The sequence below is a fragment of the Micromonospora parastrephiae genome, from assembly GCF_016802865.1.
Classification (GTDB): Bacteria; Actinomycetota; Actinomycetes; order Mycobacteriales; family Micromonosporaceae; genus Micromonospora; species Micromonospora parastrephiae.
On the sequence record NZ_JAEVHM010000112.1, the window covers coordinates 1 to 18,671 of the forward strand.

At 73.2% G+C, this 18,671-nt stretch carries 17 protein-coding genes and 2 pseudogenes; 13 read left to right on the top strand and 6 right to left on the bottom strand.

Going from position 1 to position 18,671, the window contains the following annotated elements:
• A pseudogene (locus JNW91_RS20525) lies at positions 1-133 on the bottom strand (LacI family transcriptional regulator); the annotation flags it as partial.
• A gap of 1,018 nt (positions 134-1,151) precedes the next feature.
• Here JNW91_RS20525 and JNW91_RS33995 point away from each other — a divergent pair.
• The 6 genes from JNW91_RS33995 (at position 1,152) to JNW91_RS20555 (ending at position 6,755) form a co-directional block, all read left to right on the top strand.
• Positions 1,152-1,697: a hypothetical protein gene (locus JNW91_RS33995; RefSeq protein ID WP_407664359.1), complete on the top strand. Its 546-nt coding sequence runs from the start codon at positions 1,152-1,154 to the stop codon at positions 1,695-1,697.
• Between the two features lie 44 nt (positions 1,698-1,741).
• Entirely contained in the window at positions 1,742-2,716 is a 975-nt protein-coding gene (locus tag JNW91_RS20535) for an alpha/beta fold hydrolase (RefSeq protein WP_203177134.1), read from the top strand.
• Positions 2,717-2,721: 5 nt separating this feature from the next.
• Positions 2,722-3,564: a DUF3152 domain-containing protein gene (locus JNW91_RS20540; protein ID WP_203177135.1), complete on the top strand. Its 843-nt coding sequence runs from the start codon at positions 2,722-2,724 to the stop codon at positions 3,562-3,564.
• Between the two features lie 171 nt (positions 3,565-3,735).
• Positions 3,736-4,470, top strand: a complete 735-nt coding sequence (locus JNW91_RS20545) for a DUF3152 domain-containing protein (protein ID WP_238425375.1) — start codon at positions 3,736-3,738, stop codon at positions 4,468-4,470.
• Positions 4,471-4,591: 121 nt separating this feature from the next.
• Entirely contained in the window at positions 4,592-5,773 is a 1,182-nt protein-coding gene (moeZ, locus tag JNW91_RS20550; protein WP_203177137.1) for an adenylyltransferase/sulfurtransferase MoeZ, read from the top strand.
• Between the two features lie 58 nt (positions 5,774-5,831).
• Positions 5,832-6,755, top strand: coding sequence for a prenyltransferase/squalene oxidase repeat-containing protein (locus JNW91_RS20555; RefSeq protein ID WP_407664360.1), 924 nt, complete (start codon positions 5,832-5,834; stop codon positions 6,753-6,755).
• Here the strand turns inward: JNW91_RS20555 and JNW91_RS20560 are convergent.
• Both JNW91_RS20560 and proB read right to left on the bottom strand, forming a co-directional pair.
• The gene (locus JNW91_RS20560) at positions 6,752-7,993 is read right to left on the bottom strand and encodes a glutamate-5-semialdehyde dehydrogenase (RefSeq protein ID WP_203177138.1); all 1,242 of its coding nucleotides are present in this window, start codon (positions 7,991-7,993) and stop codon (positions 6,752-6,754) included. The two genes, JNW91_RS20555 and JNW91_RS20560, sit on opposite strands and share 4 nt — an antisense overlap.
• A 10-nt stretch (positions 7,994-8,003) precedes the next feature.
• Positions 8,004-9,161, bottom strand: coding sequence for a glutamate 5-kinase (gene proB, locus JNW91_RS20565; RefSeq protein WP_203177139.1), 1,158 nt, complete (start codon positions 9,159-9,161; stop codon positions 8,004-8,006).
• 13 nt (positions 9,162-9,174) lie between these two features.
• Between proB and JNW91_RS20570 the strand changes: the two genes are divergently transcribed.
• The 3 genes and pseudogenes from JNW91_RS20570 to JNW91_RS20580 all read left to right on the top strand — a co-directional run.
• Positions 9,175-9,489, top strand: a complete 315-nt coding sequence (locus tag JNW91_RS20570) for an MGMT family protein (RefSeq protein WP_203177140.1) — start codon at positions 9,175-9,177, stop codon at positions 9,487-9,489.
• Positions 9,490-9,521: 32 nt separating this feature from the next.
• Positions 9,522-10,961: an MFS transporter gene (locus JNW91_RS20575; protein WP_203177141.1), complete on the top strand. Its 1,440-nt coding sequence runs from the start codon at positions 9,522-9,524 to the stop codon at positions 10,959-10,961.
• Positions 10,958-12,427: pseudogene (locus JNW91_RS20580) on the top strand (pyridoxal phosphate-dependent decarboxylase family protein); the annotation flags it as partial. The gene JNW91_RS20575 and the pseudogene JNW91_RS20580, both read left to right, overlap by 4 nt.
• A gap of 52 nt (positions 12,428-12,479) precedes the next feature.
• On the opposite strand, the gene JNW91_RS20585 reads toward JNW91_RS20580, so the two are convergent.
• Both JNW91_RS20585 and JNW91_RS20590 read right to left on the bottom strand, forming a co-directional pair.
• On the bottom strand, positions 12,480-13,685 hold the full coding sequence (locus tag JNW91_RS20585) for a hypothetical protein (RefSeq protein ID WP_203177143.1): 1,206 nt from the start codon (positions 13,683-13,685) through the stop codon (positions 12,480-12,482).
• Positions 13,678-14,238: an RNA polymerase sigma factor gene (locus JNW91_RS20590; protein ID WP_203177144.1), complete on the bottom strand. Its 561-nt coding sequence runs from the start codon at positions 14,236-14,238 to the stop codon at positions 13,678-13,680. Before JNW91_RS20590 ends, JNW91_RS20585 begins: the two co-directional genes overlap by 8 nt.
• Positions 14,239-14,486: 248 nt before the next feature.
• Here JNW91_RS20590 and JNW91_RS20595 point away from each other — a divergent pair, with 248 nt between their 5' ends.
• The 3 genes from JNW91_RS20595 to JNW91_RS20605 all read left to right on the top strand — a co-directional run bounded on the left by JNW91_RS20595 (position 14,487) and on the right by JNW91_RS20605 (position 16,861).
• Positions 14,487-14,759 carry a hypothetical protein gene (locus tag JNW91_RS20595; RefSeq protein ID WP_203177145.1) on the top strand — a complete coding sequence of 91 codons (273 nt, stop codon included), beginning with the start codon at positions 14,487-14,489 and terminating at the stop codon, positions 14,757-14,759.
• A gap of 168 nt (positions 14,760-14,927) precedes the next feature.
• On the top strand, positions 14,928-15,509 hold the full coding sequence (locus tag JNW91_RS20600; protein WP_203177146.1) for an NADH-quinone oxidoreductase subunit B: 582 nt from the start codon (positions 14,928-14,930) through the stop codon (positions 15,507-15,509).
• Between the two features lie 35 nt (positions 15,510-15,544).
• Entirely contained in the window at positions 15,545-16,861 is a 1,317-nt protein-coding gene (locus JNW91_RS20605) for a DUF2252 domain-containing protein (RefSeq protein WP_203177147.1), read from the top strand.
• A 13-nt stretch (positions 16,862-16,874) separates the two neighbouring features.
• On the opposite strand, the gene JNW91_RS20610 is transcribed toward JNW91_RS20605, so the two are convergent.
• On the bottom strand, positions 16,875-17,921 hold the full coding sequence (locus JNW91_RS20610; protein ID WP_203177148.1) for a glucose 1-dehydrogenase: 1,047 nt from the start codon (positions 17,919-17,921) through the stop codon (positions 16,875-16,877).
• Positions 17,922-18,026: 105 nt separating this feature from the next.
• On the opposite strand from JNW91_RS20610, the gene JNW91_RS20615 reads away from it, so the two are divergent.
• Positions 18,027-18,671 (top strand): NADH-quinone oxidoreductase subunit C (locus JNW91_RS20615; RefSeq protein ID WP_203177149.1); only part of this gene is annotated, 645 nt, incomplete at its 3' end.

An 18,671-nucleotide genomic window follows, 5' to 3' on the forward strand; every position in this document is an offset into this window, starting at 1 on the left:
TCCGCTGGGTGACCAGCGCACGGGCGGCACGGTTCGGCACGTACCCCAGTTCGGCGATGGCCTGTTGGACCGCGGCCCGGGCCTCCGGGCTGACCTGGGTGGCTCGCCGACGGCCTCGCCCAGCACGCCGCAGCGGGCCGAGCGGCCCGACTGGTCCGAGGGGCGCCTTCCCGCGTCCTCCGGCGAGCGTCCATCCTGGCCGGCGAGCACGCCCCGGGGTAACGAGCCGGGCGAACAGCCCGGTTCGCTCCGACCTGAGCCCCGGTCGGTCGCACCCTTCCGGCTGCGCCCGGCGACTCCCGAGCCGCCCGAGCCGACCCGCACCGCACCCTCGTCGACCGGTCCGTCATCCCCCGACGCCGCACCGATGTCGGCCGGCGTCGTTTCACCTTCCGCCACGAGCGGGAGCGGACGCCGTGACCGGCCCTCACCCGCGTCCGCCCCTCCCTACGCGGCACGCCGATCCGCCCCCGACCCGGCGTCGCCGGTCGACCCGGCCGACACCGGCCGTCGTCCGGAAACGACGTCGGCGGTGCTGCCGCAGCGCGTTCCCGCGGAGCCGGACGTGCCCGTCGTGCCGGAGCCGCCAGCCGTGGAGCCCCCCGCCGAAACCCCGGAACTTGCCCGTATCGCCACCCACCTGCGCCGTGACGACGAACCCGCGCCCCTGCGGGAGCGCCCCGAGGGGTTCGACGTCAACGCCATCCTGGACGCCGTTCGGGAGGTGGCCGGTGTACGTGACGCGGCGCTGCGGCGTACACCGGCCGGTGCGCACAGCCTCCGGCTGGACCTGGCCGACGGGGCCGACCCGGCCGAGGTGAGCCGACAGGTCGCCCGGCTGCTCCAGGAGCGGATGGGTCTGGCCGCCGCCCCGCAGAACCTGCCCGGCCTGCCCAGCACGCCGGCCCCGCCGGTACGCCGCCGCGCCGCCGAGCAGCGCGCTGCCGAGCCTCGTGGTGTCGAGCCGCGTGGTGTCGAGCCGCGTGCCGCCGAGCGACGCCCCACGGAGACGCGGGACGCTGGCGCGGAGCCGCGGACCGGGGAAATACGCGCCGCCGAGCCCACCGTGGCCGGGCGGGTCGAGACTCCGCCGGCGGGGGGACACGTCACGTCGGCGCCGGCAGAGCGCCCCGCACCGGGGTCGTGCCACGGTGGAGGAGCCGGGCTCGGTCTCGGCCGCGCCCGCCGGCGCGGCCACCGGCAGCCCGGCGACGCTGGGTACGTCGTACTCGGGTGGTCAGGTGACCACGACGGAATCCGCGCCGTCCCGGCCGCTGGACACCGGCGGCGCGCCCGGGCCTCGGGTGGTGATCGACCACGTGCAGGTCAGCACGTTCGGGCTGGACGCCAATGTGGAGGTCCGGTTGTTGGCCGGCGGCGAGAACGCCTCCGGGTACGCGACCGGGCCGGCGGTGGACGGTTACGTGCTGCGGCTCTGCGCGGTGGCCGCGGCCGCAGCGGTGGACGAGTTGCTGCGCGGTGCCGAAAATGCCGAGCGGGGGCGCTGCTTCGTCGAGCACGCGGCGGTGGTGCCGTTCGGCAACTGCGAGGTGGCGACCGTGGTGGTGCTGCTGGTGTGTGAGGGTTGGGTCGAGCAGCTCGCCGGTTCGGCGCTGGTCGCCGGTGATCCGCGGCAGGCGGTGGTCCGGGCGACGCTGGCGGCGGTCAACCGGCGGCTGGAGGCGCTGCTGTCCTGACTGGAGGCGCTGCTGTCCTGAGTGGTCCGGGGCAGACTGGAAGGATGAAACGCGCCATCCTTTGGCCGGACGAGCTTCTTCCCGAGCACCGGGTTCCGCCGCCGTGGCCGGGGCGGGAGGTTCGCCTCGGCGGCTCGGTCACGTACGTGCGGGACACTCCGCCCACCGCCGCCGGCGCGGAGCCGGCGTTGTACGTGCACGGGCTGGGCGGCTCGTCGCAGAACTGGACGGATCTGGCCGGGTTGCTCGCCGACCGGCTCGACGGTCAGGCCATCGACCTGCCCGGGTTCGGTCGGAGCGAGCCGGGTCGTCGCTACACCGTCCCGGCCTTCGCCGATTTGGTCGTCCGGTGGATCGAGCATTCCGATCGGGGGCCGGTGCACCTGTTCGGCAACTCGTTGGGCGGTGCGGTCGCCGTCCAGGTGGCGGGACTGCGCCCCGACCTGGTCCGTACCCTCACCCTGATCTCTCCGGCGCTGCCGTTTCTCGACTTCCGCCGCTCGTTGCAGGGGAGGATGCTGCCGGTGCTGGCCATTCCCGGGGGTGAGCGGCTGGTCGCCCGGCGGCTCACCCAGCTCGCCCCCGAGGTGATGGCCGAGCAGGTGTTGGAAGCCTGCGTGGCGGACCTGAACCGAATCTGCGAGCAGCGCCGGGCCGAGGCGTTGGAGGAGATCCGGGTGCGCTACGAGGCGGAGCACTACGCCGCCGCGTACGTGCGGACGTTCCGTGGGCTGGTCTCCAGCTTCCTGCGGGCGTACCTGCCGGGGTCGGGGTCGCTGTGGCGGCTCGCCGGGGCGGTGCGGGCGCCCACGCTGGTGGTGGGCGGTCGGGAGGATCGGCTGGTCGACGTCCGGGTCGCGCCGCAGACCGCCCGGGTCATCCCGGACAGCCGTCTGTTGATGCTCGACGGCGTCGGTCACGTGGCGCAGTTGGAGGTTCCCCGGCTGGTCGCCCGGGCGGTGGTGGGTCTGCTCGCCGAAACGGAGGACGCCGTCGGGCGGTCTGATCTGGCAGGCTGAGCCGGATGTCCAGTTCCGCTCGCCGTCAGCGACGCTTCGCCCTGTTCGCCCAACTGGTGGCGGCGGTGCTGGCGGTCGGGGCGGCGGTGACCGTGATCGCCGAGGGGCCGGGTGGCCGTCCGGGCGCCGAGCGGTTGGCCGCGGATGAGATCGTCACGGTGCCGCCGCTGGTGGCCGCGCCGCTGCCGCCGTCGGCCGACCCGTCGCCCTCCGCGTCGGCTTCGTCCGATGCGCCCCCGGTGCTGCGGCTGCCCGGGGCGGTGCCGAGCGCGGGCACGGGCCGGTTCGGCTACGACGACCGCTCCGGCCCGGTGCTGGGTCGCGCTGGTCAGCTGCGGCGCTACCGGGTGGCGGTGGAGTCGGGCAGTGCCGAGGACGCCGCCGAGTTCGGGCAGGTGGTCGGGAGGGCGCTCGCCGGGCCGGGCAGTTGGGTCGACAGCGGCCGGCTGCGGTTGCGGCAGGTGCCCGGCGGCGCGCCCCGCGACTTCACCGTCTACCTGGCCACGGCCCGTACGGCGGGTCGGATGTGCGCCGACGGTGGGGTGGACATCCGGATCGGCGGTCGTCCGTACACCTCCTGCCGCGCGCCCGGGCAGGTGATCATCAACCTGGATCGGTGGCGGTTGTCCGTGCCGCACTACGTCTCGGCCGGCGTGCCGCTGTCGGTCTACCGGATGTACGTGGTCAACCACGAGGTGGGTCATCAGCTCGGGCACCGTCACGAGCGCTGCCCGGGCGCGGGTCGGCCGGCGCCGGTGATGATGCAGCAGACGCTCTTCCTAGACGGGTGCCGGGCCAACCCGTGGCCGTACCTTGACGGACGCCGTCACGTCGGTCCGGCGCTCTGAGCGTGCGCCCCGCATCGGGCGTCTTGCGTCAATAGCGGTAAAAGCAGAGAAATGCCCGAATAATCTGGCAGGCTGGACGTCATGACGCCGTCGTCCCCTTACGGCCCGCCCCAGCCGCCCGACCCGCCGGTCCAGTCGGCGCACCGGCACGCGCGTCCCACTCTCGTACGGATGCTCCGGCGCCGCCGCAGCCTGCTGCTCGGCGTGCTGGTGCTCGCCACCGCCGTCGGCGTGACCACCACCCGGGGCGGCGATCGGCCGGCCGACCCGCCGGCCACCACCACCCAGGGCGGGATGGGGCACGGCGGTGGGGGCGCCCACCCGGCACCCAGCAGCTACCCGTCGGTCGGCGCGGGACGGTTCACCGCCGCCGACGGCGGAACCACCGTGCACGGCGAGGACGGGCCGCTGCGCCGTTACCGGGTCGCGGTCGAACGTGGCACCGGCCAGGACGCCGACACCTTCGCCGCCAAGGTGGACGAGGTGCTGGCCGACCCGCGCAGCTGGATCGCCTCCGGCGAGCTGCGGGTGCAACGGGTGGCCGACGCCGAGGCCGCCGACTTCACCATCTACCTGGCCACCCCTGTCACCTCGGAGCGGATGTGCGCCGAGGGCGGGCTGACCACCGAGCGCTACACCTCCTGCCGACTGCCCGGCCAGGTCATCATCAACCTGGCCCGGTGGCAGGAGGCAGTCCCCGACTACGGCGCACCGCTGGACACGTACCGCACCTACGTCGTCAACCACGAGGTGGGCCACGAGTTCGGCGAACAGCACGAGGCCTGCCCCGGCCCGGGTGAGCCGGCACCGGTCATGCAGCAGCAGACGTACGGCCTACAGGGCTGCGTCGCCAACGCCTGGCCGTACGTCGACGGCCGTCGCTACTCGGGCGACATCGTCCCCTGACCGACCCGGCGTCGTTATTCCCGCTCCCGCATCGCGGGCCACGTGTCCTCCCTCATGGCCGAGCGGGGCCCCGGCGAGTGACAATGGCGCGGTTCACACCGCCGATTCCGGGGAGTCCACCGTGTCGTTGCCCCCGCTCGTCGAGCCCGCCGCCGAGCTGACCGTTGACGAGATCCGCCGCTACTCGCGCCATCTGATCATCCCGGACGTCGGGGTGGCCGGGCAGAAGCGGCTGAAGAACGCCCGGGTGCTCTGTGTCGGCGCCGGTGGCCTCGGGTCGCCCGCCCTGATGTACCTCGCCGCGGCGGGGGTGGGCACGCTCGGCATCATCGACTTCGACACCGTCGACGAGTCCAACCTCCAGCGTCAGATCATCCACGGCGTGTCGGACATCGGCCGGTCCAAGGCCGAGTCCGCCGCCGCGTCGATCCGCGAGATCAACCCGCTGGTCAACGTGGAGATCCACAACACGGCGCTGGACCGGGAGAACGTCCGCGAGATCTTCGCCCAGTACGACCTGATCGTCGACGGCACCGACAACTTCGCCACCCGCTACATGGTCAACGACGCGGCGGTGCTGCTCGGCAAGCCGTACGTCTGGGGCTCGATCTACCGGTTCGACGGCCAGGCGTCGGTGTTCTGGGCCGAGCACGGCCCCTGCTACCGCTGCCTCTACCCGGAGCCGCCGCCGCCCGGCATGGTCCCGTCCTGCGCCGAGGGTGGCGTGCTCGGCGTGCTCTGCGCGTCGATCGGCTCGATCCAGGTGAACGAGGCGATCAAGCTGCTCACCGGCATCGGCGAGCCGCTGGTCGGGCGTCTGATGGTGTACGACGCCCTGGAGATGGAGTATCGCAAGATCAAGGTTCGGAAGGACCCGAACTGCGTGCTCTGCGGCGAGAACCCGACCGTCACCGACCTCCTTGAGGACTACGAGGACTTCTGCGGTGCGGTCTCGGTGGAGGCCCAGGAGGCGGTGGTCGACTCGACCATCACCGCGCTGGAGCTCAAGGAATGGCAGGACGCCGGCAAGGACATCTTCCTCGTCGACGTTCGGGAGCCGGCCGAGTACGAGATCGTCCGGATCCCCGGCGCCACCCTCATCCCCAAGGGCGACATCATCTCCGGCGACGCGCTCGCGCAGCTGCCGCAGGACCGGCAGATCGTGCTGCACTGCAAGTCCGGCGTCCGCTCGGCGGAGGCGCTCGCCGCGCTCAAGGCCGCCGGGTTCCGTGACGCCGTGCACGTGCAGGGCGGCGTGCTCTCCTGGATCAAGCAGATCGACCCGTCGCTGCCCGCGTACTGACCGGTTGGGCCGGGGCGGCGTCGCCGCCGTCCCGGCACATCGACGCACGTGACGAGGAGTGGCCGCCGGGCCAGAGCGCCGCGGTCATTCCCGGCTGGCCGATTCCCCGAGGCGGGATCGCGTCTGCGCAGGTAGCGTCTCCGCCGTGGTCGACTTGGATGCGGCGATCGGGTTCGTCGTGGCGCATGGGGACGCGGTGGAACGCGCCCGTCTCTCCTGGCTGCGCAACGGCACCCCGGTGCCCGACGAACTGTTGGAGACGGCCGAGGTCGGCCAGTCGCCCGACGGCGGTTGGCCGGCGAGCTGGGGCGGCCAGGTCGCGTCGATCGACGCGACCTGTTTCCGACTCGCCGAGTTGGACGACCTGGGCGCACTCGGCCGCCCCGCAGCCCGCCGGGCACTGGACTGGCTGGCGTCCCGGCAGCAGGCCGACGGCGGCTGGGACGAGGACGCCTCGCTGGCCGTCTCGGCACCGGAGTGGGCCCGCCCCGGCGATCCGGAGGCCAAGCTCTTCCTCACCGCCAACGCGGGCTTCTGGCTCACCGTCGCCGGGCTGGACGCCCGTGCCTCGGGGCCGCTGGACCACCGGGTCGGCGGGGCGTACGCCGGTGTGGTCCAGGCGGCGGCCCAGTCACTCGCCGGACGGCTGCGCCCGGACGGCAGTTGGCCGTCGTTCCTTGCCGCCGGCTGGCTGAGCGCGGCGGTGCTGCACCGGCAGGGCATGTTCCACGAGTCGGCGCGCATCCAGGTGGTGCTCGCCGAGCGGATGTCTGCGATGTCCCCGGGTGACGTGGCCTGGTTGGCGGCCACGCTGCGTCGGGTCGGCATCGACTCGCAAGACTGGATCATGGGGCGGGCGCTCCGCCGGCTGGCCGAGACGCAGCGCAGCGACGGCGGTTGGGAGAGCGACGACGGCCACCAGTTCGACGTGCACGCCACGCTCTCGGCGATCCGGGCCTGCCGCCCGGCGACGGTCGCCTAACGCACGTGCCCGTTCCCGGTGACCACGTACTTGGTGCTGGTCAGTTCGGGCAGACCCATCGGGCCGCGGGCGTGCAGCTTCTGGGTGGAGATGCCGATCTCCGCGCCGAAGCCGAACTCGCCGCCGTCGGTGAAGCGGGTCGAGGCGTTCACCATCACCGCCGCCGCGTCCACCCGGGCGACGAACTCGCGGGCCGCACTCGCCGAGTCGGTGAGGATCGCCTCGGTGTGCCCGGTGCCGTGGCGCCGGATGTGCGCGACCGCCGCGTCCAGCGAGTCGACCACCGCGACGGAGATGTCCGCCGACAGGTACTCGGTGGCGAAGTCCTCCTCGGTGGCCGGGACCACCGCCGCGGAGTAGGCGGCCACCGCGGGGGAGCCGTGTACGGTCACCCCCGCCTCGGCGAACGCGGCCAGCACGGCCGGTAGGAACGCGTCGGCGACGTCGGCGTGCACCAGCAGCGACTCGGCGGTGTTGCAGGTGGACAGGCGCTGCGTCTTGGCGTTCAGCGTCACCGCGACGGCCTGTGCCACGTCGGCGGCGGCGTCCACGTACACGTGGCAGTTGCCCACCCCGGTCTCGATCACCGGCACGGTCGACTCCTCGACCACGGTGCGGATCAGCGACGCGCCGCCGCGCGGGATGAGCACGTCGACCAGCCCTCGGGCGCGCATCAGCTCCTTGACCGAGTCGCGGGAGCTGGCGTCGAGCAACTGCACCGCGTCGGCCGGCAGCCCGGCGGCGGTGATCGCGTCCCGCAGCACCGCGACCAGCGCGGCGTTGGAGTGCGCGGCGGAGGACGAGCCGCGCAGCAGCGCCGCGTTGCCGGACTTGAGGCAGATTCCGGCGGCGTCCACGGTCACGTTCGGACGCGCCTCGTAGATGATGCCGACCACCCCGAACGGCACCCGGATCTGGCGCAGCTCAAGGCCGTTGGGCAGGGTCGAGCCGCGGACCACCTCGCCGACCGGGTCGGGCAGCGCGGCCATCTGGCGCAGCGCGTCGGCGATGCCGGACACCCGGCCCGCGTCGAGGGCGAGCCGGTCCAGCACGGCCGAGCTCAGCCCGGCTTCCCGCCCGGCCGCCAGGTCCGTCGCGTTGGCGGCCAGGATCTCCGGGGTACGCGCCACCAGCGCGTCGGCCATCGCGGCCAGCGCGGTGTCCTTGGCCGTACGGGTGGCCATGGCCAGGTCGGCGGCGGCGTCCCGCGCCCGTCGCGCCTGCTCGACGACGCTCATCGATCACTCCTCACAGAAGCACCAGGTCGTCGCGGTGGACGACCTCCCGTTCGTACGCCGGGCCGAGCGCCGCGGCGAGTTCGGAGGTGGAACGACCGAGCAGCCCGGGCAGCTCCACCGCGTCGTAGTTGACCAGGCCACGGGCGACCGGCGCGCCCGCGGTGTCCACCAGGTCCACCGGGTCGCCGGCGGTGAACGTTCCGTCCACGGCGGTGATGCCGGCGGGCAGCAGCGACTTGCGCCGCGCGACGACGGCGGCGACCGCGCCCGGGTCGAGGTGCAGCCGTCCCCGGGGTGAGGTGGCGTGGGCCAGCCAGAACAGCCGGGCGGTGGGACGCTGCCGCTGCGGATGGAACAGCGTGCCGACCGGCTCGCCCGCCAACGCCGGCGCGGCCAGGTCGGCTGCGGTGAGCACCACCGGGATGCCGAAGCCGGTGGCGATCCGGGCGGCCTCCACCTTGGTCACCATGCCTCCGGTGCCGACGCCGGAGCGCCCGGCCCCGCCGATGGTGATGCCGGCGAGGTCCGCGTCGTCGCGGACCTCGGCGATCCGGGTCGAGTGCGGCCGGGCCGGGTCGCCGGTCCAGAGCGCGTCCACGTCGGAGAGGAGCACCAGCAGGTCGGCGTGCACCAGCGCGGCCACCAGAGCGGCCAGCCGATCGTTGTCGCCGAACCGGATCTCCTCGGTGGCCACCGTGTCGTTCTCGTTGACGATGGGCACCGCACGCAGGTCGAGCAGCTTGCGCAGCGTCCGGTACGCGTTGCGGTAGTGCGCGCGCCGGGTCACGTCGTCGACGGTGAGCAGCACCTGCCCGACGGTGCGGCCGTGCCGGGCGAAGCTGGCCGCGTACCGGCCGATCAGCAGGCCCTGCCCGACGCTGGCGGCGGCCTGCTGGGTGGCCAGGTCCCGCGGGCGTCGGGTCAGCCCGAGCGGGGCCAGGCCGGCGGCGATCGCGCCGGAGGACACCAGCACCACCTCGCGGCCCTCGGCGGTGAGCCGCCCCAGGGCGTCGACCAGCGCGTCGACCCGCTCGTCGGCCAGGCCGCCGGTGGCGGTGGTCAACGAGGAGGACCCGATCTTGACGACGACCCGTCGGGCCGCCGTGACTGCGTCGCGCACCCGCCCATTCTGCGTGGTCACGGCCGTAGCGCCCGGCGGCGTTCCCATATGGTGGCCGATTGTGACACCTGACGAGTACGTCGAGGCGGTGCTCGACCTGGTCGAGCGGATCCCGGAGGGCAGGGTGATGTCGTACGGCGCGGTCGCCGATGCTCTGGCCGAGCGGTCGGGGCGCGCCTCGGCCCGCCTGGTGGGCGCCATCATGGCCCGGCACGGCGGCTCGGTGCCCTGGCACCGGGTGGTGACCGCGAGCGGTCGGCTGCCACCGGGCCACGAGCGGGAGGCGCAGGCCCGGCTGCGCGCCGAGGGGGCGCCACTGCGGGGTGCGGGCGTGGACATGGCGGCCGCGGGTTGGTCGCCGGAGGAGGGGATGTGACCCACGACTCAACGTGAGTAATATTCGGCCCCATGAACCCGCCGCCGGGTGACGCCGGTACGCCAACCGCTGCCCCGCTGCCCCGGACGGTGCACGCCGGATACGCGCTCGGATCCCTGGCCACCGGCGCGTTCGGCACCGTGCCCGGTCTGCTGCTGCTGCCGTACCTGACCGACACGCTGGGCGTGGCCGCGGGAGTGGCCGCCCTGCTGGTGCTGCTACCCAAGGCGTGGGACGTGCTGGTCAACCCCGTCGCCGGCCGGATCTCCGACCGCACCCGGTCCCGCTGGGGAGCCCGCCGGCCGTACCTGCTCGTCGCCGGGCTCGCGCTCGCCGTGCTCTTCGCGGCCATCTTCGCCGCGCCGTTCGGCAACGGTCGGGCCGCCGGGGCGTACGTGGCGCTCGCCTTCCTCGCCACCGCCACCGCGTTCGCCTTCTTCCAGGTGCCGTACGTGGCGATGCCGGCGGAGCTGACCGACGACTACGCCGAACGCACCCGCCTGATGACCTGGCGAATCGCCGTGCTGGCGCTGACCATCCTGGTCTCCGGCGCGGTCGCCCCGCTGGTGGTGACCGCCGGCGGCGACGGCCTGGCCGGGCACCGGTGGATGGGGCTGTTCGTGGCGGTCCTGATCGCTCTCGGCGCCATCGGCGCGTTCGTCGGTACCCGCTCCGCGCCGACCGGCACGGTGGGCGGCAGCGAGCCGACCCTGCGCGTCCAACTCGCCGTGGCCGGCGCCAACCGACCGTTCCGGGCGCTGCTGATCTGCTTCGTGGTGCAGTCCGCCGGGGTGGCGACCATCCTGGCCGGCGTCAACTACTTCGCCGGGCAGATCCTGCGCGACGAGCGGAGCGGTCCGACCCTGCTCTTCGCCTGCTTCGTCGGGCCGGCGCTGCTGGTGATGCCGATCTGGAGCCGGGTCGGCGCCCGGCTGGGCAAGCGGGCGGGCCTGGTCGTCGCCGCCGTGATCCTCGCCGCCGGGGCGCTCCTGCTGGTCGCCGCACCGGTGCTGCCACCGTTCGCGGTGTACCTGGTGGTCGCGGTGATCGGCGTCGGGTACGCCGGGCAGCAGGTCTTCGCGTTGGCGATGCTGCCGGACTGCATCGCGTACGACACGGCGCGCACCGGTCGACGCCAGGCGGGTGTCTTCACCGGCCTGTGGACCGCCGGGGAGATGCTCGGCCTGGCCCTCGGCCCGGGCATCTACGGCCTGGTGCTCCAGCTCTCCGGCTACGTGTCGTCCGACACGGGCACGGCGGCGACCCAGTCCGACACCGCCCGCCTGGGCGTCCTGCTGGGCTTCAGCGTCCTCCCCGCCGCGCTGATCGCCCCGCCGATCCTGCTGCTACGCCGCTACACCCTAACCCCGTCCGCGCTAACCGCCGCCCTCCGCGACGGACGGGTCGATCATGAGTTGTGGTGGGGGACAAAAGCCGTTGACCGTCACGAGAAGGGCACCATAACTCCATGATCGACGAGAGCAGGGTTCTACCTCCCGGGGTTTCGGCGGAGGTTGCGCTTTCCGAGGTTCGAGGGCTGCGGGCCGGCGATCGACCCACCCACGGTGGGCAGCTGTTCGCGTACGTCTACGACCCCGCGGTGCCCGGGCTCGACGACCTGGCCGCCGCCGCGCACCGGGAGAGCGCCCACGTCAACGGGCTCGACCCGACCGCGTTCCCGTCCCTGCTCGCCATGGAGAACGCGCTCGTCGGCGCCGCCGCCCGGGTGCTCGGCGGTGGCCCCGACACCACCGCTCCGGACGTGGTCGGCAGTGTCACCAGCGGCGGCACCGAGTCACTGATCCTCGCCGTCAAGACGGCCCGGGACGCCCACCCGGAGATCGCCACACCCCGGATCGTGGTGCCGTCGACCGCGCACGCCGCGTTCGCGAAGGCGGCGCACTACCTGCGAGTGGCACTGGACGTGGTGCCGGTCTCCCCGGACACGCTGCGTCCCGACCCGGCCGCGATATCCGCCGCCATCGGGCCGGAGACGGTGCTGGTGGCCTGCTCCGCGCCGTCGTACCCGCACGGGGTGGTGGACCCGGTCGTCCCGATCGCGGCGGCGGCGGCCGAGGCCGGGGTGCGCTGCCACGTGGACGCCTGCTTCGGTGGCTGGACCCTGCCGTACCTGCGCCGCCTCTCCGAGCCGGTGCCGGCGTTCGACTTCGCGGTACCCGGCGTCACGTCCATCTCGGTGGACCTGCACAAGTACGCGTACGCGCCGAAGGGGGTGTCGGTGCTGCTGCACCGCGATGCCGCGCTGCGCGCCCCGCAGTACTTCGCGTACGCCGACTGGCCCGGCTACACGATGATCAACCCGGTGATCGCGTCCACCCGCTCGGGCGGGCCGATCGCCGCCGCGTACGCCACCCTGCGGCACCTCGGCGACGACGGCTACCTGCGGCTGGCCACCGTCACCCGGGACGCCGTCGCCGGCCTGGCCGACGCGGTCCGCGCCGTCGACGGGCTGCGGCTGATGGCCGAGCCGGAGTCAACTGTGGTCTGCTTCACCGCAACCGAGGGCGGCCCGGACCTGTTCGTCCTGGTCGACGAACTGACCGCACGCGGCTGGCACACCCAACCCCAGCTGTCGTACGCCGGGCTGCCGGCCAGCGTGCACCTCACGGTGACCGCCTCGGTCGCGCCGCGGGTCGCCGAGTTCGGGCCGGCTCTGGCCGACGCGGTGGCCGCCGCCCGGACGGCCGGTCCGGTCGCCCTCCCGCCGGAGCTGACGGCGCTGGCGACATCGCTGACCCCGGACGCGCTCACGCCCGAACTGGTCGCCGGCCTCGCCGCCGGGCTCGGGCTCGGCGGCGGGGACGCGCCGACGCCGGACCGGATGGCGGTGGTGAACACGCTGCTCGACGCCGCTCCGCCGGCGCTGCGTGAGCGGCTGCTGGTGGAGTTCGTCGGCCTGCTGCAACGCCCCAGTTGGGGCTTGGTCGACACCCGAGCGGGTGTCCGACCCGGCCGGCGTGAGTCGCACGTCAGCGGTACGCCATCCGCGCCACGTTGTCGGTGTCCTTGGGATCCAGCAGGAAGTTGAAGTCGCCGTCCATCGGCCGGACGTCCACGTCGGCGGACCCCTTGCCCACCGTGGCCCCCACGGCGGCCCGGAAGCTGAGGGTCAGCGTCACCTCCGCACCGGCCGCGATCCGGCCCAGGTCGCAGGTCACCGGCTGGCTGGTCTCCTGCGGCTCGTTGCCGCACGGCCCCCACCCGTCCACGTCCGGGCGTACGGCCGACGGCACGTTCAGCCGCAGCGTCGCGTGCGGGACCGCCGCGGTGCCCTTGTTCCGGATCCGGACCGTGGTCTCACCCGTTCGCGAGCCGTCATCCGCCGTGCTCAACACCAGCTCGGTGGCGGTGACCGCGAGGTCCGCCGAGTGCGGGTTCGGACCGAAGCTCGTCGGCCCGGAGACCTGGGCGAAGGCCGAACCCTTCCAGCGGTAGCCCCGCCACTGGCGCTGTGACCACTCGCCGGGCCAACCACCGCCGGGCGCGATGTCGCCGACCTGCACCCGCACCGTGCCGTCGTCCACCACGTCGAGCGCGAACAGCCACTGCGGCTTGTCGATGGTGGTGGCGACCACGCGGCCGAGCGTGACCACCTTCTCCTCCTCGTCCCGGTCGAAGGCGACCACCTGCATCGGCCCGCCGGTGCCGAGCACGCACTGCACGAGCGCCACCGTCTCCACCGCCCCGTCCCCGTCGACGTCGCCGTGGTCGAGCGCCAGGAGCCAGTTCGCGCCCTCGCGGTCGTCGGCGGTGATCCGTACTGACGACGTCGGGCAGCCCCGGCCGGCCCGCCACGCCGGAAGGTTCACCGCCGTGCCAAGCAGCTGTGATCGGCTGATCCGGCCGTCGGGCGCGGCGGAGATGGGGCTGCCGCTGGTCGCGGAAGGGCTGAGAGTCGGGCTCGCCAGGTCACTCGGTGTGGGCGACACCGAGATGCTCGGCGTCGGGTCGACCGGACCCGGCCGGTGATCCGGTCCGTTCATCGCGGCGTACCCGACGGCGGACCCGCCGAACAGCGCGAGCGCCGTCGCGGTGCTGGCGGCCAGCCGACGACGGCCGCGTCCCCGTGCCGTCCGCCGGACGGCGGCGGGCCCGGGCACCTCGACCTTCTCCAGCACGGTACGGCGGTAGTGGGCAAACTCTTCGGCGAGGCCGAGGGTCTCCTGCTCAGACATCCCGCACCTCCTCGTTGGTGTCGCGCAGGTGCGTCGCGAGTGCCGTGCGGCCCCGGTGCAGCCAGGATTTGACGGTCCCCTCGGCGACCCGTTCCTGGGCGGCGATCTCGGCCACCGACAGATCGGCCAGGTAGTGCAGGACGACGGCCCGCCGCTGCGTGGGCGGCAACTTCGCCAGCGCGACATCGAGGGCGACCCGGTCGGGGCTCGGCCCGGCGACGTGTGTCTCCCGCTGTCGCAGCAGCCACGCCTGGGCGGTCCGCAGTCGCCGCCAGCGGTTGTGGCCGAGGTTCCAGGCGACCCGGCGTACCCAGGCCAGCGGGTCCTCGTACCGGGCGAGTCGGTCCCAGCGGGCGTACGCCCGGCAGAACGCCTCCTGAACCAGGTCCTGCGCGTGCCCACGGTCACCGGTGTACGCGGTGAGCTGTACCACGAGCGAACGGAAGTGAGCGTTGTAGAAGTCGTCGAAGACCAGTTCGGCAGTCGCGGGAGCGGAGCCGCCCAGCGGGTCGGGTGGCCGTCCGCCCACCCGCACTTCTCTCGTCACAAGCACTCGTCCTCCCCGTGGTGGCCGCGAGCAGCGTGTCCCGCCGGCACCCGTCACACAGCCGGACTCGCCGGTCGGTTGCGCGCGGTCGGCGGAGGTTTCTGTCACGTCCAGGACAACAAGGTGACATGGCACAGCTCGGCCGATCGATCAACGGGCGTCAGTATAGATAAGTATCGCTAAATGGAGGTTTTGTGGTATTCGTCGGTTCCGTACGGTCAATTCATCAACCCCCAACGACACGGGAGAAGACGATGACCATGCGGAAGATTTTGCTCACCGGAGTGACTGCGGCGGCCGGGCTCGCCCTCGGCCTGGGTGGCGCGGCGGCAGCCGTCACGGCGATCGGCCCCGGCCCCGGCGCCCCCGGCGAGATCGGTCCCGGCCCGGGCGTGTCCCTCGCCATCGGCCCCGGTCCGGGTGCGCCGGGTGAGATCGGTCCGGGCCCGGGTGTGGTTCTGGCCATCGGCCCTGGTCCGGGTGCCCCCGGCGAGATCGGCCCCGGCCCTGGGGTGGCAGCGGCCTGAGTGCGGCGTACCGGCGGGGCGTCCGTTCCCGCAGTGGGCCCGGCCAGCGGTGCCGGCCGGGCCCGAGATGGCCAATGCGCCGAGGCGGGCAGCACAGTGCTCGCGGCCCCCGGCGCCGCGGCGGGACGCTGTGGTTGACTGTCCGGTGGAGGACAGGAGGGGGCGGGCGTGCAGCTACCGGCAGTGCTCGGTGAGCCGATCCGGTTCGTGTTGAACTGGGGGCGCCGCTACTCGCTCTGGGTGTTCAACTTCGGCCTGGCCTGCTGCGCGATCGAGTTCATCGCGACCAGCATGGGCCGGCACGACTTCATCCGACTCGGCGTGATCCCGTTCGCTCACGGCCCTCGGCAGGCCGACCTCATGGTGGTCTCCGGCACGGTGACCGACAAGATGGCCCCGGCCATCAAACGCCTATACGACCAGATGCCCGAGCCGAAGTACGTCATCTCCTTCGGCGCCTGCTCCAACTGCGGCGGCCCCTACTGGGATTCGTACTCGGTGACCAAGGGTGTCGACCAGCTCATACCGGTCGACGTGTACGTGCCCGGCTGCCCACCCCGGCCAGAGGCGCTGCTGCACGGCATCCTGCGGCTACAGGAGAAGATCGCCGCCGAGCAGTCCGGCATCGGCGGGGTGCCGCAGCGGGATGTGCTGGCCGCGCCGCTGGACGCCCCACCCCGCGAAGCCGCCGCCCCACGCTCGGTCGACTCGCTCACCGCCCCGCCGGTACGCCCACCCGCCGCGGGTTGACACCGGGGTGGCCGGGGCGAGCTAGCCTGCGCATCATGACCAGCTCAGTGGACCAGCGGTCCGCCCACATCGTCGACGTGCTCACCGAGGAGTTCGGCGCGTCGATGGCGCTCGACCCGGCCGCCTTCCGCCGCAAGTTCCGCAAGATGGCGGCGTCGCCGTTCGCCTTCTACCGGGGCAGCGCCGCGCTGTTCTACGCCGACCAGCTCGGCGACTTCGCCGACGACCGGTTCCTCGACGAGCAGACCAGCCGGGTGTGGATCCACGGTGACCTGCACGCGGAGAACTTCGGCACCTACATGAACGCCTCCGGGCACCTGGTGTTCAACGTCAACGACTTCGACGAGGCGTACGTCGGGCCGTTCACCTGGGACCTGCGGCGGTTCGCGGCCAGCGTGGCGCTGCTGGGCTACGGCAAGGCGCTCTCCGACACGGTGATCGGCGAGCTGGTGGCGGGCTTCGCCGGGTCGTACCTGACCGAGCTGCGGGCGATCGCCGCGGGCGGGGACGACGCGATCGGTTCGATCACGCTGGACAACGCCGACGGGGTGCTGCGCCGGGTGCTCCAGCAGGCCCGGCTCAACACCCGCGTCGACCTGCTGGCCGCGCAGACCACCATCGACAACTACGAGCGGCGTTTCTCGGTCGGCGACGGGGTCTTCGAGATCGACGACGCCACCCGGGACAAGGTTCGCGCCGCTTTCGAGGAGTACCTGGGCACCCTGCCCGCCGCCTCGGCGCGCCTGCGTCCGGTGGCGGCACGGATCAAGGACGTGGTGCTGCGCAAGGGGGTGGGCATCGGCTCGGCCGGGCTGCCGTCGTACAACCTGTTGCTGGAGGGGCACACCGAGGCCCTGGAGAACGACGTCGTCATCTACATGAAGCAGGCGCAGGTGCCGGCCGTGGCGCGGTACGTGACCGACGAGACGGTCCGCGGCTACTTCCAGCACCAGGGCCACCGGACCGCCGAGTCACAGCGGGCGTTGCAGGCGCACGCCGACCCGTGGTTGGGCTTCACCGAGCTGGACGGGGCCGGTCAGCTGGTCGCCGAGGTCTCCCCGTACGCCGCCGACCTGGACTGGTCGGACGTGAACGAGCCGGAGGACCTGCGCGGGGTGCTCGTCGACCTGGGCCGGGCGGTGGCCCGGATGCACTCGGTCGCCGACGACGAGTCCAGTCACGACCTGGTGGACTACTCCACCGAGGAGGCGATCGTCGCGGCGGTGGACACCGACGAGTCGGGGTTCGTCACCCACCTGGTGGACTTCGCGCACGCGTACGGGGTGCGCGCCCGGCAGGACCACCAGCTCTTCGTCGACCTGTTCCGCAACGGCCGGCTGCCGGGCATCTGATCGGGCGGAACGCTCAGGATGCGAACTCCAGCACCACCTTGATGTCGTCCGGCCCGGGGGTGTACGCGTCTGCGTACCTGTTCACCGGTACCCGACGGGTGATCAGTGACTCGAGCCAGACCTGGTCGGCGCGGGCGAGGGCCTGGGCGGCCATGTCCCAGTGCCGACGGTTGGCGTTCACCGAGCCGAACACCACGTTGTTCTCCAGCACCAGGGCCCGGTTGAGCGCTCCGGCGTCGAAGTCGATGCTCCGGCCGCCGCTGGACACCCCGGCGAGGCAGACGATCCCGGTCGGCGCCGCCTTGCACATGACGTCGAGGACGACCGTGGGCGCGCCGGTGCACTCGATCACCACGTCCGGCTCGAAGGGCAGGTCGTTGACCGGCACCGCGTGGTAGGTGGCGCCGAGCCCGGCGACCAGTTCCGGCTTCGGCCCGTCGGTGGCCCGGTCCAGCACGTGCACGGTGAGCCCGCGCTGGGTGCCGAGCAACGCGGCCAGCAGCCCGATCGGCCCGGCCCCGGTCACCAGGACGGTCTGCGGCTGCCATTCGGCCCGGTGCCCGATCCGCTCGATGTGGTCCCATGCCTTGGCCACCACGCTGGTGGGCTCCAGCAGCACGCCGACCTGGGCGAGCGCCGGATCGAGCGCGACCGCGAACTGGGGCTCGATCCGCCAGTGGTCACGGGCGAACCCGGGCAACGCCTTGATGCCGTGCTCGGTGTACTGACCGTTGCGGCACATGTCCCACTCGCCGACCGCGCAGTTCGGGCAGGGGACCGGGTCGGGATGCCGGACGATACCGGCCACCAGGTCACCGGCTTGCAGGGTGCCGGTCGGGTCCTCGATCACCCGGCCCAGCGACTCGTGCCCGATGATGAGGCGGTCCGCGCCCGGCGGCGCCTCGCCGTACTCGCCGGCGATGATCTCGTGGTCGGTGCCGCAGATCCCCACCGCCAGCGCCTCGACGAGGACCGCACCCTCCTCGGCCGCGGGCTCCGGCTGATCCTCGACGAGGCTCAGCGAGTTGGCGACTCCGGGTCTCACAGTGACAGCGCGCACGCCCTCATCTTTCCCCGCCGACTGCCGCGCCGCCCGGCAAAGCCGGCAGATCGCCGGCATCGACGGCGGGCCGGCGCGGATCGGGCCGGCACTAGGATCAGCGGCATGACTCCCGAAGAGGTCGGCGCTCGGCTGGTCGCGCTGCTCGCGCCGGTCGAGGCGACCCCGTCGGTCTCCGGCGGGCAACGGTTCGCCCGCGCCACCGTCGACGTGCCGTCGGCGAACTGGTCGGACGCCCTGCGCGCCGCCCGGGACGACACCGAGCTGGCCTGCGACTTCTTCGACTGGCTCTCCGCGGTGGACGAGCTGGCCGAGGGTTTCGACGTGGTGGCGCACCTCTGGTCGACGCGGCTGCGGCACGGGGTGCTGCTGCGCACCCGGGTGCCCCGCGACGCGCCCACGGTCGTCTCGGTGGTCGACGTCTACCCGGGTGCGGCCTGGCACGAGCGGGAGACGCACGAGATGTTCGGCATCGGCTTCACCGGTCACGGTGAGCTGCGACCGCTGCTGCTGCCGCCCGAGTTCGAGGGTCATCCGCTGCGCAAGGAGTTCGTGCTGGCCTCGCGGGTGGCCAAGCCCTGGCCGGGCGCGAAGGAGCCGGGCGAGTCGGAGGCCGGCGGTGGGCGTCGACCGATCCGCCCACCGGGTGTGCCCGCTCCGGGCGAGTGGGGCACGACGCCCACCCCGGCGGGCGCGGGCGGCGTGGGGGAGGGCCCGCGTGGCGGCACCCCGGCCCGTCCGGCCGGTGAC

Coding starts and splice junctions, on each gene's coding strand:
- JNW91_RS20535 (WP_203177134.1), top strand. CDS start 1,742: ATGAAACGCGCCATCCTTTGGCCGGACGAGCTTCTTCCCGAGCACCGG.
- JNW91_RS20540 (WP_203177135.1), top strand. CDS start 2,722: ATGTCCAGTTCCGCTCGCCGTCAGCGACGCTTCGCCCTGTTCGCCCAA.
- JNW91_RS20545 (WP_238425375.1), top strand. CDS start 3,736: ATGCTCCGGCGCCGCCGCAGCCTGCTGCTCGGCGTGCTGGTGCTCGCC.
- JNW91_RS20560 (WP_203177138.1), bottom strand. CDS start 7,993: ATGAGCGTCGTCGAGCAGGCGCGACGGGCGCGGGACGCCGCCGCCGAC.
- proB (WP_203177139.1), bottom strand. CDS start 9,161: ATGGGAACGCCGCCGGGCGCTACGGCCGTGACCACGCAGAATGGGCGG.
- JNW91_RS20575 (WP_203177141.1), top strand. CDS start 9,522: ATGAACCCGCCGCCGGGTGACGCCGGTACGCCAACCGCTGCCCCGCTG.
- JNW91_RS20585 (WP_203177143.1), bottom strand. CDS start 13,685: ATGTCTGAGCAGGAGACCCTCGGCCTCGCCGAAGAGTTTGCCCACTAC.
- JNW91_RS20595 (WP_203177145.1), top strand. CDS start 14,487: ATGACCATGCGGAAGATTTTGCTCACCGGAGTGACTGCGGCGGCCGGG.
- JNW91_RS20605 (WP_203177147.1), top strand. CDS start 15,545: ATGACCAGCTCAGTGGACCAGCGGTCCGCCCACATCGTCGACGTGCTC.